This is a genomic window from Pacificoceanicola algae, assembly GCF_049341065.1.
Lineage (GTDB): Bacteria > Pseudomonadota > Alphaproteobacteria > Rhodobacterales > Rhodobacteraceae > Pacificoceanicola.
In genome coordinates this window covers 18,252-32,811 of the sequence record NZ_JBMPIX010000027.1, presented here as the reverse complement: position 1 = coordinate 32,811, position 14,560 = coordinate 18,252, and the positions used below count along the sequence as shown (strand labels likewise).

The window sequence follows — 14,560 nt, the reverse complement described above, 5'->3', positions numbered from 1 at the left end:
CGAAACTACGCCCTTTTCGTCAAGGATATCCCCATGCCCAGCTTCCTGAAATCCGCCCAAGGTTTGGCTCCGTCCGCTGAAGCGGACATCAGGGACACCGTTCAGATCATGTTGGCGCAGCTGCGCGACGGCCGGGAAGCGTCTGCGCTGGACTATGCAAGTCGGCTCGATCGTTGGGAGGGGCCGGTGATTGTGGGCGCTGACGAAATCGCCCGGGCCAGCGCGGCAATCGCGCCAGACCTGCGCGCGGCTCTTGATTACGCCCATGAGAACATTCGCAATTTTGCCATGGCGCAGCGCGCCTCGCTGACCCCGTTCGAAACCGAACTCCGCCCCGGTCTGGTTGCCGGGCAAAAGGTGATCCCGGTCTCGGCGGCCGGCTGTTACGTGCCCGGCGGGCGCTATGCGCATATCGCCTCGGCGCTGATGACGATCACCACCGCGAAGGCGGCAGGCGTGCCGCATATCACCGCCTGTGCCCCGCCACGAGGGGATGGCATCGACCCCGCCACGCTCTATGCGATGCATCTGGCCGGAGCTGACGTGATCCTCAACCTCGGCGGTGTTCAGGGCATTGCTGCCATGGCATTCGGCCTGTTCGACACCCCGGCTGCGGATGTTCTGTGCGGCCCTGGGAACGCCTATGTGGCCGAAGCCAAACGACAACTGTTCGGTCCCGTCGGGATAGACATGTTCGCTGGCCCCACCGATATCGCGATTGTCGCCGATGCCTCCGCGGATCCGGCGCTGGTGGCGCTCGACCTTGCCGGACAGGCCGAACATGGGCCGACGTCGCCGTGCTGGCTGATCACCGATGACGCCGAATTGGGGCGCGAGGTATTGCGCCTGATGCCGGGGACCATTGCGCTGTTGCCAGAGGGTAATCGCGATGTCGCGCAGCAGGCCTGGAACGCGATGGGCGAGGTGATCCTTTGCGCCGACCGCGATGAGATGGCGCAGGAGGCGGATCGTCTGGCGCCAGAACATTTGCACGTTCAGGCGCGCGATCTGGACTGGTGGCAGCAGCGGCTGACCACCTATGGCTCGCTCTTTCTGGGGGCAGAAACGACGGTGGCCTTTGGTGACAAGGCTTCTGGGCCGAACCACGTTTTGCCGACCTCGGGCGCGGCGCGCTATACCGGCGGGCTTTCGGTGCACAAGTTCCTGAAAACCGTCACATATCAGCGCGTGAGCGATCAGGCCTTGCCCGATCTCGCACGTGCCACAGCGGTGATTTCCCACGCCGAAGGCATGCACGGCCACGCCCTCACCGCCGAGGCCCGCCTGCCCCGGCCACCGCTGCCGCGCGTCGTTGGCGGCTAAACGGCTGGTGTCGGTTCAAAGCCCGGTGCAGGTGCGTTCGGCGCGCTGCGCAAACAGCTTGTAACGCTTCCAGAACGCCTCATGCGAAGGGTTGTCGGACTGGCGCGTTTCTTGCGCCATATGTGGATCGGCAAAGAACTTGGCCGCCCGGCGCTGGTCACCGGAGGACAGATCGCGGTTCGCCACGCTCTGAACACAGCCACACAGCCTCCCGCTTGCCGCCTTGCGCCCTGAATTCAGACACGCCTTGGAAATCGGCCCATTGGCGAAACTCGCGGTATAGGCCCGGCTGACGTCGCCACCGCCATAACTGCGTTTGTTGCGATCCCCGCCACCACAGGCCGCAAGAGCCAGCGCGGCCAACATCACTATCCCGAAACGTTTCATATCACCTGTCTCATGTTAACTGCGCCGCGCGGGTTTTCCCGTCTGTCCGGCCAACTGCCCTCTATTTCTATATTGTCCGATTTGGCGCGCCGGATCAATTCGGGATTTCCTTGCGACTAAGGGATATGGGGCAACCATGCCTGCACTGCTTTGATCAAGGCACCCACCTTGTCCGCATTCAGCGCGAAAAATCCGCCGCCAACGGCGGGCACGCCCCACTTGATCGCCGTATCCACCGCAAGATCTGCCTTCTTGCCGCACCATTTCACGATGGCGGTCAGCCCGGCTTTCAACGCAGCCAATGCAGCCCTGACCTTGGGCTTGTCCGGCACGTCCTTCTCGGCCTCGTCACGGATGTCTTCGAACGCGGCCCAAATCATCGTAACCGACCCCGCCAGCGGGTGGCCCGCGTCGATTTCTTCGGGGGGATTGTTGCCTCCGATCCCGTGGCGATCCTGAAGGACGGTTTTCCTGTCCTTGGCCAAATCGCCAAGCGCATTTGCGACGGCAAAGAGCGTCTCGATCTCTGCAATCTCAGCCGCGACCTTCTCCGGGTCCCCGCTTTCCCAAATCTCGGGGTCGATCAAAGCTATGCGGCGCTGCAAGTTCCAATTCAGTGGGTCGCCCCCCCACCACGCCGTCATACCAGCGGCGGAAGAAATCGAAATGCGGATCGCTGTCCAGCAGGGTGTCGCCGATCTGATCGGGTCCCAGCCCCTCTGGCCAGCCCTGCTCGTGCCAAAGCGATTGAGTCAGTATCTCGGCAACGGAAAATTCGGCATCGCGATAGGCATGATCATTACCACCATAGGAGGCAGCTTCAGCGGCATAAGCGATCGCATTTTTAGATTTGTTGATCGATGCCACCGAAAGGCCAGATGCATAGGCCGCAGCAGTGACTTTTTGAAGAAAGAAGCCGTTTGAGCGGGCCGATGCTGTTGTTGAATGCCTTTCACCGTAGTTCGAAGCTTCCGCCACTAAGGTACCCATTTCCCTGATTTCAGATCCCGGTTCAAAAGCGGCGACCAAGGAAATCAAAATTTCACGTCCTGAATGTAAGGCACACCATTATTGATCCCGTTATTCAAATTCACTGCTTCCCCAGAACCGCTTGCCGATCATGTAAGGCCACACCCGAAGCGCCGCCCGAGCAGCAATCGCCACACGAACTTCCTGGCTTTGCCCTTTAAGCCAGTCCTTGAACTCATCTCGGGAAGAAAACTCCACCCTTGCCCCTCACAAAACCACCGCTTTCACCCTCCGTACCCCGCCTTTGCCGCATGGCAGCCCAAGGCTCTGCGCGCCTATGCGCCGCTTTCCAGCTGATCCTCTCGACTCCGCAGCCCCGGCGCATCAAGATCACTTGACCAAACCCCTAATCCACAGCATATCGCTCCTTATGAGCACACCCCTTTCGCACATCCGCAATTTCTCGATCGTGGCGCATATCGACCACGGCAAATCCACTCTGGCTGACCGCCTGATCCAGTCGACGAATACCGTCGCCGACCGGGACATGAAGGCGCAGATGCTGGACAGCATGGATATCGAGCGCGAACGCGGGATCACGATCAAGGCGAACACCGTCCGGATCGAGTACAAGGCCAAGGATGGCGAGGTTTACATCCTCAACCTGATCGATACCCCCGGACACGTGGACTTTGCCTATGAAGTCTCCCGTTCCATGCGCGCGGTCGAGGGTTCGTTGCTGGTGGTGGACGCCTCCCAAGGGGTCGAGGCGCAGACATTGGCCAACGTCTATACCGCCATCGAGGCGGATCACGAGATTGTCCCGGTGCTGAACAAGGTCGATCTGCCCGCCGCCGAACCCGAGCGCGTGGCCGAACAGATCGAGGATGTCATCGGCATCGACGCAAGCAACGCCTGCCTGATCAGCGCCAAAACCGGCCTTGGCATTCCCGACGTGCTTGAGGCCATCGTCACCCGCCTGCCCCCGCCCCACGGCGGCGATCCCGATGCGCCGCTCAAGGCAATGCTGGTGGACAGTTGGTATGACCCTTATCTTGGCGTGGTCGTCCTGATCCGCGTGATGGACGGCACCATCCGCAAGGGTGACCAGATCAAGATGATGCGTTCAGGCGGCAGATATAATGTCGACAAGCTGGGCGTCTTCCGCCCCGCCATGCAGGACGTCAAGGAACTGGGCCCCGGCGAGATCGGCTTTTTCACCGGCTCGATCAAACAGGTCCGCGACACCAAGGTCGGCGACACCATCACCACCGAGAAAAAGGGCTGTGCCGAGCCGCTGCCGGGCTTCAAACCCTCGCAGCCCGTGGTTTTCTGCGGCCTCTTCCCCGTGGATTCAGCCGAATTCGAAGACCTGCGCGACGCGATCGAGAAACTGGCCCTGAACGACGCCTCTTTCAGCTATGAAATGGAAACCTCGGCCGCGCTTGGCTTTGGCTTTCGTTGCGGGTTCCTTGGATTGCTTCACCTCGAAGTGATCAGGGACCGGATCGAACGCGAATACAACATCGAGCTGATCACCACCGCGCCCTCGGTGATCTATCATGTCTTCATGCGTGACGGCACGCAGGTCGACCTGCACAACCCCGCCGACATGCCCGACCCCTCGACCGTCGATCACATCGAGGAACCGCGCATCAAGGCAACGATCATGGTGCCTGACGATTACCTCGGCGACGTGCTCAAGCTGTGTCAGGACCGCCGCGGCATCCAGTTGGACCTGACCTATGTCGGGGGCCGCGCCATGGTGGTCTATGACTTGCCCCTGAACGAGGTGGTCTTTGACTTCTACGACCGGTTGAAATCCATCTCCAAGGGCTATGCCTCGTTCGACTATCAACTCGAAGGCTACCGCGAGGATAATCTCGTCAAGATGTCGGTGCTGGTGAACGATGAGCCTGTCGATGCCCTGTCGATGATGGTCCACCGCGACCGTGCCGAAATGCGCGGACGCGCCATGTGCGAAAAGCTCAAGGACCTGATCCCGCGCCACATGTTCAAGATCCCGATCCAAGCGGCCATCGGCGGCAAAGTCATCGCGCGCGAGACTCTGTCTGCCCTGCGCAAGGACGTGACCGCCAAATGTTACGGCGGCGACGCGACGCGTAAGAAAAAGCTTCTGGAAAAGCAGAAGGCGGGCAAGAAGAAGATGCGCCAGTTCGGGAAAGTCGACATTCCGCAGGAGGCGTTTATCTCAGCGCTCAAGATGGACAGTTAAGGCAACGGTGTTTGGGGGGCTGGAAAGCGCGCAACCCAAACATCGGCCGGGACCGTCGCTTATCCCCAATGCCCGATCATCAACCCCAGGGCGAACACCGCCACAATCGCCACCATGAACTTCAAGAGGTAGCTGGCGGACGGCTCTACCGGGTTCATCCGCTGCCAGATCTCTGCAAGGATGTCGCGCATATTTCCTCCTCTTCCCGAAGCCTCACCGTTGGCGAGGCTCCCCAAATGGAGGGCGCAGCCTGCGCCTGAATATCCCTCGCTGCAAGGGGGCCTTACGCGGCCGTGCCGCTTATCAATGTCTGCCCTGACGACCAGCCGCTATTCCAAAGACACGATATAGGCCGTCACGTCTGCCACGTTTTCACTGTTCAGGAAGTTCCCCCATTGCGGCATCGCGCTGTGCACATTCGGGAACATGACACGAGCGCTGATCTGGTCAGCAGCGCGAAAAACCGCAATCGAGTCAAAGCTGGGCGGGTAGGTTTTCATGGCGCCGCCGTCCTCGATGTCGTGGCAGCGGGCGCAATATTCCTCGGCGATTGCGCGGCCCGCCTCGACGTCCCCATCTTGGGCAAAGACCGGCGCTGTGAACAACAGCGCGGCGGCTATCGTTGAGATACGTAAAAACATGTTCTCTCCTCCTCTTTCGTTTGACACGCAGCCAAAAGCACCCCGGTCCAGATGAACAGGCCAGCATGCGTGTCGGCCTAGGCCTCGCTCCCGCGTGCGGCGTCGGGGTGTTCGCTCAGGAAGTGATGCAGCACGGCGTAGAGTTCCTTGGCGCGGGGCACGTCATCGCGGTGCAGGGCGGCGCGGATATCCTCGCAAATCAACTGCTGCACATGGGCAGCTCCATGATGCTGGTGCATCAGGTAGTCGGCGTAACAGGCGGCATCCAGATCAGGCAGGTTTTCGTGCTCTGCTACGGCCGCGATTTCCTCGTGGCTCAGGCTGGTCATGCCTTCGACATCTTCCATAGTGATCATGGCTCTCCCCCCATTTGATCGGCCGGAGAAGGAATCATGCCGCATTTCAAAACGCGGCGCCTTAATCCCGGTCATAGCGCGGGCACTGAGTTCAAAAGAAAAAACCGCGCCCGGGCGAACCGGACGCAGCTGGTGCTTGCGCGGGCCGAAAAGGCCGCTTGGCGTTATTTCACGTCGAAGCGGTCGGCATCCATGACCTTGGTCCAGGCTGCCACGAAATCGGCCACAAACTTTTCACCCGCATCGGACTGGGCGTAGACTTCGGCCAAGGCGCGCAGTTGCGAGTTCGATCCAAAGACCAGATCGCAGCGGGTGCCGGACCATTTGACCTCGCCCGAAGCGCGGTTGCGGCCTTCGTACAAGCCCTCACCGGTCGGTTTCCACTCGGTCGCCATGTCCATCATGTTGACGAAAAAGTCGTTCGTCAGCTTGCCGGGGCGATCGGTCAGAACGCCGTGGGCCGTGCCGCCATGGTTGGCGCCCAGCACGCGCAGGCCGCCGACCAGAACCGTCATCTCGGGGGCGGTCAGGGTCAACAATTGCGCGCGGTCCAGCATCAGCTCCTCCGCGGCGACCGAGAAGTCCTGGCTGAGATAGTTGCGGAAACCATCGGCCTTGGGCTCGAGCGGCTCAAAGCTTTCGGCGTCGGTCTGCTCGGCGCTGGTATCCATACGGCCCGGGGTGAAGGGCACCTCGATGGTGTGGCCCGCATCCGCAGCCGCCTTTTCGATAGCGGCAGAACCACCCAACACGATGAGATCGGCCAGCGAGACCCGCTTGCCGCCGGACGCCGCAGCGTTGAAGTCCGCTTGAATGCCTTCCAGCGTGGACAGGACCGAGGCGAGCATCTCGGGCTCGTTCACGTCCCAGCCGTTCTGCGGGGCAAGGCGGATGCGCGCGCCATTGGCGCCGCCGCGACGGTCAGAGCCTCGGAAGGTCGAGGCCGAGGCCCATGCGGTTTTCACAAGGTCCGATGTGGACAGACCAGAACCAAGGATCTTGGCCTTGAGGTCAGCAATGTCCGAGGCATCCACCAGCGGATGGTCAACTGCGGGGATCGGGTCTTGCCAGATCAGATCCTCGGCCGGGACTTCCTTGCCCAGATAGCAGGCCTTGGGGCCCATGTCGCGGTGGGTCAGCTTGAACCATGCGCGGGCAAAGGCCTCAGCAAACTCCTCGGGGTTTTCGTGGAAACGGCGCGAGATCTTCTCATACGACGGGTCCATGCGCATCGCCATATCGGCGGTGGTCATCATCGGCGTGACCTTGGCGCCCGAACCATCGACCTGCGGGGCGAAATCTTCGTCCTTGAGGTTCACCGGATGCCACTGCTTGGCGCCTGCGGGGGATTCCGCCAGTTCCCACTCATAGCCAAAGAGCAGGTCGAAATAACCGTTGTCCCATTTGGTCGGATTCGCGGTCCACGGCCCTTCGATGCCGCTGGTGGTGGTATGCACGCCGCGACCGGATTCAAAGGCGTTCTTCCAGCCAAAACCCATGTCCTCCATGGCGCCCGCTTCCGGTTCTGCGCCCACAAGGCTCGCATCGCCCGCGCCATGTGCCTTGCCAAACGTGTGGCCGCCAGCCGTCAGCGCGACGGTTTCTTCGTCGTTCATCGCCATGCGGGCAAAGGTTTCGCGGATGTCGCGCGCCGAGGCCAGCGGATCGGGGTTGCCATCCGGACCTTCAGGGTTGACGTAGATTAGGCCCATCTGCACCGCGGCCAGCGGGTTTTCCAACTCGCGGTCACCGGTGTAGCGGCTGCCTGTCGCGTCTGAGGTCGCCAGCCATTCGGCTTCGGAGCCCCAGTAGATGTCTTCCTCGGGCTCCCAGATGTCGGCCCGTCCGCCGCCGAAACCAAAGGTGCGACCACCCATGGATTCAATTGCGCAGTTGCCTGCCAGAATGAACAGGTCGGCCCAGGACAGTGAATTGCCGTACTTTTGTTTGACCGGCCACAGCAGGCGGCGTGCCTTGTCCAGGTTGCCGTTGTCCGGCCAGGAGTTCAGCGGCGCAAAACGCTGGTTGCCGGTAGAGCCGCCCCCGCGCCCGTCTGCGGTGCGGTACGTGCCGGCGGCGTGCCATGCCATGCGGATGAAGAACGGGCCGTAATGGCCGTAGTCCGCTGGCCACCAGTCCTGACTGTCGGTCATCAGGGCGTAGAGGTCTGCCTTGACCGCATCCAGATCGAGTTTCTTGAACGCCTCAGCATAATTGAAATCCGCGCCCAGCGGGTTTGTCTCTGCCGAATTCTGGCTGAGAATTTTCAGGTTCAACTGGTTCGGCCACCAATCGCGGTTCGAGCGAACCCCAAAGTTGGTCGCCAGAGGCTTGCCGTGCATCACCGGGCAATTGCCGATATCGTTTCCGTCCATGTCACTCTCCATTGGTCAAACTGCTAAGGGCTGCGGGGCAGGCCCGAACCCTTGAATGTCGCTTGGCGGACTGCCCGGGTTTCGCCCTGTCATGTGCCGCCATCGTGCTGTCTTTTGCGTGATCCGCGCGCCGTGTTCCGCATGGCGCGACCGAAGGTCAATCTCCTCCTACGAATCGACTGTTTAGAACCTATCAAAACTAGATGATTTGGAAAAATTGTATAACCCTATCGAAGCGATAGCTTTTGATTATAGAAGGCGACCGCTTCAGGCCTGCGTGACAGTTGGAATACGCGGCGCTGCACCTTCGGGCTGAAGCCGCGCCGCGACAGCCACCGTCAGGGCCTGCGCGAGGCAGATCGGGGCCGCAAGCGAACGCGAAAAGGCGTGGTCATGTTCCGGCACCGCGAACAGCACCTCGGCGGATTTGGCGATAGGTGACAGGGTGCTGTCGGTGATCGCGATGGTCGGGACGCGACCTTGTGAAGCTTCGTCCACGATCGAGACAACCTCGTTCGCGTAGAATCGAAATGACACAGCCAGCAGTACATCATCCGGTGTCATGACGCGGGCCATATGGGTCGCCAGCCCCCCGCCAACATCCAGCAAAGCGCAGCGTTTGCCCAGCATCGTCAGCAGATAGCGGATCAAAACAACGACCGGTTCGGACCTCAGCTGCCCGATCAGATAGACCGTTTCGGCACCGTGGATCAGATCAGCGGCCCGGCCAAAATCAGCGCTGTCGATCCCATCGAGCAATTCCTGCAGCGAGGCGATGTCCTGCACGATCAAGTCGCGCAGAAAGCCCAGATCGCTTTTATCCTCGCGCCCGCTGAGGCCCTGTTCCAACGCGTGCACGCGGGCCTCGAACCCCGGCGCGGCAGTGGACAGACGGCGTTGGAACAGCACCTGAAGATCCTTGAATCCGGAATAGCCCAGCGCCTGTGCGAACCGCACAAAGCTGGAGGCATGGATGCCGCAACGCTCGGCGATGGCATTGACCGATTGCACCGCCACTTCGTTCGGGTTTTGCGTCAGAAAGACCGAGATCTTCTGGTAGGTCTTGCTCATCTGGTCAAAGCGTTCGTGGATCAGGGCAATCAGCGCCTCGTAGTCCCCGGGGGGCAAGGGCGCCGTCATGTCGCCACCGTTTTCCAAACACGCTGCGCCGAGGAGGACTGTATCGTTTCCACCAGCGTCTGGATGCGCAGTCCGGACCGAAAGTTGAACGGTTCCGGTCCCCGTCCGGCGACAGCCTCCAGAAACCCTGCCACCTCGATAGCCTTGAGATCATTAAATCCGATCTGATGTCCCGGGGCGACGCAGAAATTGCCATAGGGCGGATGTTCGGGCGCGGCTTCGATCCGGCGAAACCCCTGTCGGCCTTTGGCATCGGCGGTGTCGTAGAAATGCAACTCGTTCAACCGCTCTTGCGAAAAGCTCAGCGCGCCCTTGGAGCCATAGACTTCAAAGTCATGCTGCATCTTGCGCCCGGTGGCGATCCAGTTGCCTTCAATGCTACCGGTCGCGCCATTTTCAAAGCGCAAAAAGGCGCGGGCGACATCATCGACCTCGATCAGCTTGGTCCCGCCATAACCGTCAGGGCGGGTTGGGATCAGGGTCGCCAGATCACCCATGACCTCAGCGATAGGGCCCAGCAGGAATTCCGCCGTGGCCAGTGCATGGCTGCCGATATCGGCCAACGCGCCGCCCCCAGCGGGATCGTGACGAAAAGTATAGGGGCCAGAGGCGTCCGCCATGTAATCCTCGGCATGCAGCCCGCGGTAGCCGCGGATTTCGCCCAGCTCGCCGCCTTCGATCATCTCGCGCGCGAGCTGCAGCATGGGATTGCAAAGGTAGTTGAAGCCGACCTGCGTCTTGACGCCTGCGGTCTCGGCGGCCTCGGCCATTTCGCGGGCATCCACGGCCAGCGGCGCCAGCGGCTTTTCGCAATAGACGTGTTTGCTAGCCGCGATGGCGGCCAGCGCCATTTCCTTGTGCAGGGCGTTGGGGGCGGTGATGCTAACCACGTCGATTGCCGGGTTGGTCACCATATCGCGCCAATCGGCGGTCGCATGGGCAAAGCCAAAACCGGCAGCCGCCCGGGTGGCGGCTTGATCCGAGATGTCGGCGGCCGTGTGGAAAACCAGATTGAACGGCAGGTCAAAGGTCTTTTGCGCCGTGGCATAGCCAAAGACATGCGCCTTGCCCATAAAGCCCGAGCCGATGAGACCGATGTTGAGATCAGGCTTGGACGACATGCGCGTGTTCCTTGTCGACGACCAAAGACAGGTCAATCCGGCCATTGAATAACTCAATGACGTTCCGTGCCGTGCTTGGCGGCTGCCTGCCGGTGATCAGCGTATCGGTCGTGTCGATCAAAGGGGCGTAACCCGGCTTGGAAATCTCGCCGATAAAGGGGGCGGTCAACCCCGGAGAGGCCTCAAACATGGCGCGGCCAGAGCGGTGCATCAACCCGGCGGCAAACAGATGGGGCATCAATAGCCCTCCCCGTTCTTTTCGCTCCCCCCTGCCCCGGTCAGATCGCGAAAAGCTTTGACTTGGGCCGAGGCCCCCGCCGCGAGAATGCGTGCATCGCTTGAAATCGTGGTCATGTGATAGCCCCAACTGATCGCCCGCGCGGCATACTCGGGCGTGCCGCAATGCAGTGCCGCCTTGATGCCGTGGCGTCGGCAGGCGTCTGCGATCTGTTTCAGCGCCTCGATCATCTCGGGTTCTTCGCGGTCAAAGCCGGGGGCATATTTGCCATCGTGCAACGACAGCGTCAGGTCGGCCGGGCCGACATAAATGCCGTCAAGGCCAGGCGTGGCGGCGATGGCCTCGAGGTTCTGCATCGCCTCTTTGGTTTCGACCATAGCCCAGGCGATCACCTCGTCATTGGCTTCGGGAACGATGCCCGGACCTTGGGAGAACGCCGCGCGTGTGGGGCCAAAGCTGCGGGTTCCGTGTGGCGGATACCGCATGTAGCTGACGAACTCGGCGGCTTGTTCCGGGGTGTTCACCATCGGGCAGATGATCTGATAGGCCCCCGCGTCCATCATCTTCATGATCGCTGCCGGGTCCAGCCAGGGCACCCGCGCGCCGACCACAACACCGGAGGCGCGCATCGCCTGAAACATCGGCAAAACGGCGGAATAATCCAACGCGCCATGCTGGCCGTCGACACTGATGGCATCATAGCCCTGCGCGGCCATGATTTCCGCCGCAAAGGGGCTGGCGATGGACAGCCAGCCGTGCAGCACGGGACGGCCTTCGGCCCAGATTTGCTTCAGCTTGTTCTTGTGCATGGGTCAGACCTCGGAGATTTGGATCGTGCGCGCGTCGGCAATGGATTTGAAACAGGCTTCGGCCAGCGCCAGCGCCTTGACGCCGTCGTCAAAGGTGACTTCGGGCGCGGCCTTGCCTTCACAGGCGTCCACAAAGTTGTCGATCTCGGCCACAAAGGCCGCGTGGTAACGTTCAATAAAGAAGTGCTGAAGCGGCGCGGCGCGGTTGGTAAAGCCCTTGCCATAGACCACGGCCGCGTGGTCACGATGGTTGTCCGACAGCGCCATCCCGCCCGAACCGAACAGTTCGACCCGCTGGTCATATCCATAAACCGCCTCGCGCGAATTGGTGATGATCGCCTGTTTGCCGCTGGCGGTGGTCAGGATCACGCTCACGGTGTCATAATCGCCGCAGTCCTCCATCAGCGTTGGGTTCACAAGCCGCGATCCGGTCGCTTTGACGGTGGTCACCTCTTCGCCGAGCATATAGCGCGCAAGGTCGAGGTCATGGATCGTCATGTCGCGAAATATGCCGCCCGAGGTGCGGATGTAACCGTCAGGCGCCATGCCCGGATCGCGCGAGGTTATTGTCACCTGATGCAGATCGCCAAGCTCTCCGTCCTGCAGGGCCTTGCGGGCGGCGCGGTGACCGGGATCGAAGCGGCGGCAGAAGCCGATCATGATGGGCTGCGTGGCCCCCTTGATCGCCTGCGCGCAGGCGCGCGCGCGCTCCAGATCAAGGTCGATGGGCTTTTCACACAGCACCGCCTTGCCCGCCGCGACGCCCGCCTTGATGAAATCCACATGGGTTGCGGTGGGCGTGGCGATCAGCACCGCATCGGCGTCCGAGGCAAAGGCCGTTTCTGGACTGTCATAAACCGGCACACCATGTTTGTTCGAAGCCGCCTGCGCCGAAGGCCCATGCGTGTCATAGACCCCGGCCAGATCGGCCCGCGGATGCGCGGCGATAATGTCGGCGTGCATCTGACCAATCCGGCCGCAGCCGAGCAATGCGATTCTGGTCATGCTTTTCCTCCCGCAGCATTTTCGCAATGATCATTGCATAACCGTTGCATTGTCAATCTGCGCTCCGTAAGTTTTGCCAAAAGACAGGGAGGAATCGCGATGGCCGGTACCGTACGTTTGACAATGGCTCAGGCGCTGGTGCGCTATTTGTGCAACCAGTTCACCGAGATTGACGGAGAAAAGCTGCCGCTGTTTGCCGGGGTCTTCGGGATTTTCGGGCATGGCAACGTGACCTGCCTGTCCGAAGCCCTCGAGGCGGTGCAGGACCAGTTGCCAACATGGCGCGGGCAGAACGAACAGTCGATGGCGCTGGCGGCGGCAGGTTTTGCCAAGGCCAAGCGGCGCCGTCAGATCATGATCGCCACGTCCTCGATCGGGCCGGGGGCGCTGAACATGGTGACGGCGGCGGGAACGGCCCATGCCAATCGCCTGCCGCTGCTGCTGATCGCCGGCGATACCTTTACCAACCGCCTGCCCGACCCCGTGCTGCAACAGGTGGAACACTATGGCAATCCAAGCGTCACGGTGAACGACGCCTTCCGCGCGGTTACACGTTATTGGGATCGGATCACCCATCCGGCGCAGATCATTTCCAGCCTGCCACAGGCGATTGCAACCATGCTCGACCCTGCCGACTGCGGGCCTGCTTTCATCGCCCTGCCGCAAGACACGCAGGAGCTGGCCTTTGACTACCCCGAGGCGTTCTTCGAAGAACATGTCTGGACCATCCCGCGCCCGCGCGCTGATCGCGGCAGCCTGGCCAAGGCCGCGCAGATCCTGCAGGGCGCGAAAAAGCCCCTGATCATTGCTGGCGGCGGCGTGCGCTATTCCGGCGCAGAAGGCGCGCTTCAGGCCTTTGCCGCCAAGCGCGGCATCCCTGTCGTCGAAACGATTGCGGGAAAAGGCGGGCTGACTCATTACGATCCGGTGCATGCGGGGCCAATCGGGATCATTGGATCAACCTCGGCCAATGCCCTTGCGGGCGAGGCGGACGTGATCCTTGCCGTGGGAACGCGGCTGCAGGACTTTACCACGGGTTCATGGACGGCCTTTGCGCAGGACGCGCAGTTCATCAGCATCAATGCCGCGCGCTGGGATGCGACCAAGCACCGGGCGCTGGCGGTGGTGGGCGATGCCTTGGAAAGCGTAGCGGATCTGGACGCCGAAATGGGGGACTGGGCCGCCGATCCAGGCCACTTGGACCACGCTCAGGCCTTGTTCAAAGACTGGGACAAACTGCTGGACGAGCATCAGGCCCCGACCAACGCGCCGATCCCGACCTATGCCCAAGTGGTGAACGTGGTGAACCAATGCGCCGGGGAAAACGACCATCTGGTCGCCGCAGCGGGCGGCATCCCGGGCGAGGTTGCCAAGGGCTGGCGGGTAAAAAATCCCAATACCTTCGATCTCGAGTTCGGCTTTAGCTGCATGGGTTATGAACTGGCCGCGGGCTGGGGCAACGCCATGGCCAATCAGGGCAAAGGCACACCTTTCGTCATGCTGGGCGACGGTACCTACATGATGATGAATTCGGACATCTATTCCAGCGTTCTGACGGGCCACAAGATGATCGTCATCGTCTGTGACAACGGTGGCTACGCAGTTATCAACCGACTGCAGGAATTCAAAGGCACGCCGGGGTTCAACTGCTTGCTGAAAGATTGCAGGATTGAGAATCCCGATGCCCCGCTGCATGTCGATTTCGCCAAGCACGCCGAAAGCATGGGCGCCTATGCCCGCAACGTGGAAAACCTGTCAGATTTGAAAGATTCCATCCTCTGGGCGCAGGGAAACGATCGAACAACCGTTTTGTCCATCGTCACAGATGCCTATAGCTGGGTGCCGGGAGATGCCGATTGGGACGTCGGCGTTCCAGAAGTATCGCAGCGCGAAACGGTCAAAGTGGCCCGCGCACATCAAGAGCAAATTCGCGCCAAGCAGCGCGTGGGAGTCTAACGAA

At 61.2% G+C, this 14,560-nt stretch carries 15 protein-coding genes; 3 read left to right on the top strand and 12 right to left on the bottom strand.

Translation table 11 applies throughout. The features are described 5' to 3' along the window. Nucleotides 1-33 precede the first annotated feature (33 nt). A complete protein-coding gene (gene hisD, locus ACOYQJ_RS22890; protein WP_422908246.1) occupies nt 34-1,323 on the top strand; it encodes a histidinol dehydrogenase in 1,290 nt (429 codons plus the stop codon). Between the two features lie 15 nt (nt 1,324-1,338). On the opposite strand, the gene ACOYQJ_RS22885 is transcribed toward hisD, so the two are convergent. The 3 genes from ACOYQJ_RS22885 to ACOYQJ_RS22875 all read right to left on the bottom strand — a co-directional run bounded on the left by ACOYQJ_RS22885 (nt 1,339) and on the right by ACOYQJ_RS22875 (nt 2,748). Further along, nucleotides 1,339-1,710 carry an arginine transporter gene (locus ACOYQJ_RS22885; protein ID WP_422908245.1) on the bottom strand — a complete coding sequence of 124 codons (372 nt, stop codon included), beginning with the start codon at nt 1,708-1,710 and terminating at the stop codon, nt 1,339-1,341. A 116-nt stretch (nt 1,711-1,826) separates the two neighbouring features. Next, entirely contained in the window at nt 1,827-2,315 is a 489-nt protein-coding gene (locus ACOYQJ_RS22880) for a hypothetical protein (RefSeq protein WP_422908244.1), read from the bottom strand. Then, the gene (locus ACOYQJ_RS22875) at nt 2,245-2,748 is read right to left on the bottom strand and encodes a hypothetical protein (RefSeq protein WP_422908243.1); all 504 of its coding nucleotides are present in this window, start codon (nt 2,746-2,748) and stop codon (nt 2,245-2,247) included. The genes ACOYQJ_RS22880 and ACOYQJ_RS22875 overlap by 71 nt, the downstream gene beginning before the upstream one ends. A 361-nt stretch (nt 2,749-3,109) precedes the next feature. Between ACOYQJ_RS22875 and lepA the strand changes: the two genes are divergently transcribed. Then, nucleotides 3,110-4,915, top strand: coding sequence for a translation elongation factor 4 (lepA, locus tag ACOYQJ_RS22870; RefSeq protein WP_422908242.1), 1,806 nt, complete (start codon nt 3,110-3,112; stop codon nt 4,913-4,915). Between the two features lie 59 nt (nt 4,916-4,974). Here the strand turns inward: lepA and ACOYQJ_RS22865 are convergent, their stop codons facing one another. The 9 genes from ACOYQJ_RS22865 to iolG all read right to left on the bottom strand — a co-directional run bounded on the left by ACOYQJ_RS22865 (nt 4,975) and on the right by iolG (nt 12,600). After that, a complete protein-coding gene (locus tag ACOYQJ_RS22865) occupies nt 4,975-5,106 on the bottom strand; it encodes a hypothetical protein (protein ID WP_422908241.1) in 132 nt (43 codons plus the stop codon). A gap of 138 nt (nt 5,107-5,244) precedes the next feature. After that, complete coding sequence (locus tag ACOYQJ_RS22860; protein WP_422908240.1) at nt 5,245-5,556, bottom strand: c-type cytochrome; 312 nt, start codon at nt 5,554-5,556, stop codon at nt 5,245-5,247. A gap of 77 nt (nt 5,557-5,633) precedes the next feature. Beyond that, on the bottom strand, nt 5,634-5,912 hold the full coding sequence (locus ACOYQJ_RS22855) for a hypothetical protein (protein WP_422908239.1): 279 nt from the start codon (nt 5,910-5,912) through the stop codon (nt 5,634-5,636). Nucleotides 5,913-6,076: 164 nt separating this feature from the next. Next, nucleotides 6,077-8,287 carry a catalase/peroxidase HPI gene (katG, locus tag ACOYQJ_RS22850; RefSeq protein ID WP_422908238.1) on the bottom strand — a complete coding sequence of 737 codons (2,211 nt, stop codon included), beginning with the start codon at nt 8,285-8,287 and terminating at the stop codon, nt 6,077-6,079. A gap of 267 nt (nt 8,288-8,554) precedes the next feature. Further along, a complete protein-coding gene (locus ACOYQJ_RS22845) occupies nt 8,555-9,427 on the bottom strand; it encodes a MurR/RpiR family transcriptional regulator (protein ID WP_422908237.1) in 873 nt (290 codons plus the stop codon). Further along, nucleotides 9,424-10,548, bottom strand: coding sequence for a Gfo/Idh/MocA family protein (locus tag ACOYQJ_RS22840; RefSeq protein ID WP_422908236.1), 1,125 nt, complete (start codon nt 10,546-10,548; stop codon nt 9,424-9,426). The genes ACOYQJ_RS22845 and ACOYQJ_RS22840 overlap by 4 nt, the downstream gene beginning before the upstream one ends. After that, nucleotides 10,532-10,786 carry a hypothetical protein gene (locus tag ACOYQJ_RS22835; RefSeq protein ID WP_422908235.1) on the bottom strand — a complete coding sequence of 85 codons (255 nt, stop codon included), beginning with the start codon at nt 10,784-10,786 and terminating at the stop codon, nt 10,532-10,534. Before ACOYQJ_RS22835 ends, ACOYQJ_RS22840 begins: the two co-directional genes overlap by 17 nt. Continuing rightward, complete coding sequence (locus ACOYQJ_RS22830) at nt 10,786-11,595, bottom strand: HpcH/HpaI aldolase family protein (RefSeq protein ID WP_422908234.1); 810 nt, start codon at nt 11,593-11,595, stop codon at nt 10,786-10,788. The genes ACOYQJ_RS22835 and ACOYQJ_RS22830 overlap by 1 nt, the downstream gene beginning before the upstream one ends. Before the next feature lie 3 nt (nt 11,596-11,598). Beyond that, entirely contained in the window at nt 11,599-12,600 is a 1,002-nt protein-coding gene (gene iolG, locus ACOYQJ_RS22825) for an inositol 2-dehydrogenase (RefSeq protein ID WP_422908233.1), read from the bottom strand. Between the two features lie 99 nt (nt 12,601-12,699). Here iolG and iolD point away from each other — a divergent pair, with 99 nt between their 5' ends. Further along, nucleotides 12,700-14,556 (top strand): 3D-(3,5/4)-trihydroxycyclohexane-1,2-dione acylhydrolase (decyclizing), encoded by a 1,857-nt coding sequence (iolD, locus tag ACOYQJ_RS22820; protein ID WP_422908232.1) that lies wholly within the window; start codon nt 12,700-12,702, stop codon nt 14,554-14,556. The last annotated feature ends 4 nt before the right edge of the window (nt 14,557-14,560 follow it).

Coding starts and splice junctions, on each gene's coding strand:
- hisD (WP_422908246.1), top strand. CDS start 34: ATGCCCAGCTTCCTGAAATCCGCCCAAGGTTTGGCTCCGTCCGCTGAA.
- ACOYQJ_RS22885 (WP_422908245.1), bottom strand. CDS start 1,710: ATGAAACGTTTCGGGATAGTGATGTTGGCCGCGCTGGCTCTTGCGGCC.
- lepA (WP_422908242.1), top strand. CDS start 3,110: ATGAGCACACCCCTTTCGCACATCCGCAATTTCTCGATCGTGGCGCAT.
- ACOYQJ_RS22865 (WP_422908241.1), bottom strand. CDS start 5,106: ATGCGCGACATCCTTGCAGAGATCTGGCAGCGGATGAACCCGGTAGAG.
- ACOYQJ_RS22860 (WP_422908240.1), bottom strand. CDS start 5,556: ATGTTTTTACGTATCTCAACGATAGCCGCCGCGCTGTTGTTCACAGCG.
- ACOYQJ_RS22855 (WP_422908239.1), bottom strand. CDS start 5,912: ATGATCACTATGGAAGATGTCGAAGGCATGACCAGCCTGAGCCACGAG.
- katG (WP_422908238.1), bottom strand. CDS start 8,287: ATGGACGGAAACGATATCGGCAATTGCCCGGTGATGCACGGCAAGCCT.
- ACOYQJ_RS22845 (WP_422908237.1), bottom strand. CDS start 9,427: ATGACGGCGCCCTTGCCCCCCGGGGACTACGAGGCGCTGATTGCCCTG.
- ACOYQJ_RS22840 (WP_422908236.1), bottom strand. CDS start 10,548: ATGTCGTCCAAGCCTGATCTCAACATCGGTCTCATCGGCTCGGGCTTT.
- ACOYQJ_RS22835 (WP_422908235.1), bottom strand. CDS start 10,786: ATGCCCCATCTGTTTGCCGCCGGGTTGATGCACCGCTCTGGCCGCGCC.
- ACOYQJ_RS22830 (WP_422908234.1), bottom strand. CDS start 11,595: ATGCACAAGAACAAGCTGAAGCAAATCTGGGCCGAAGGCCGTCCCGTG.
- iolG (WP_422908233.1), bottom strand. CDS start 12,600: ATGACCAGAATCGCATTGCTCGGCTGCGGCCGGATTGGTCAGATGCAC.
- iolD (WP_422908232.1), top strand. CDS start 12,700: ATGGCCGGTACCGTACGTTTGACAATGGCTCAGGCGCTGGTGCGCTAT.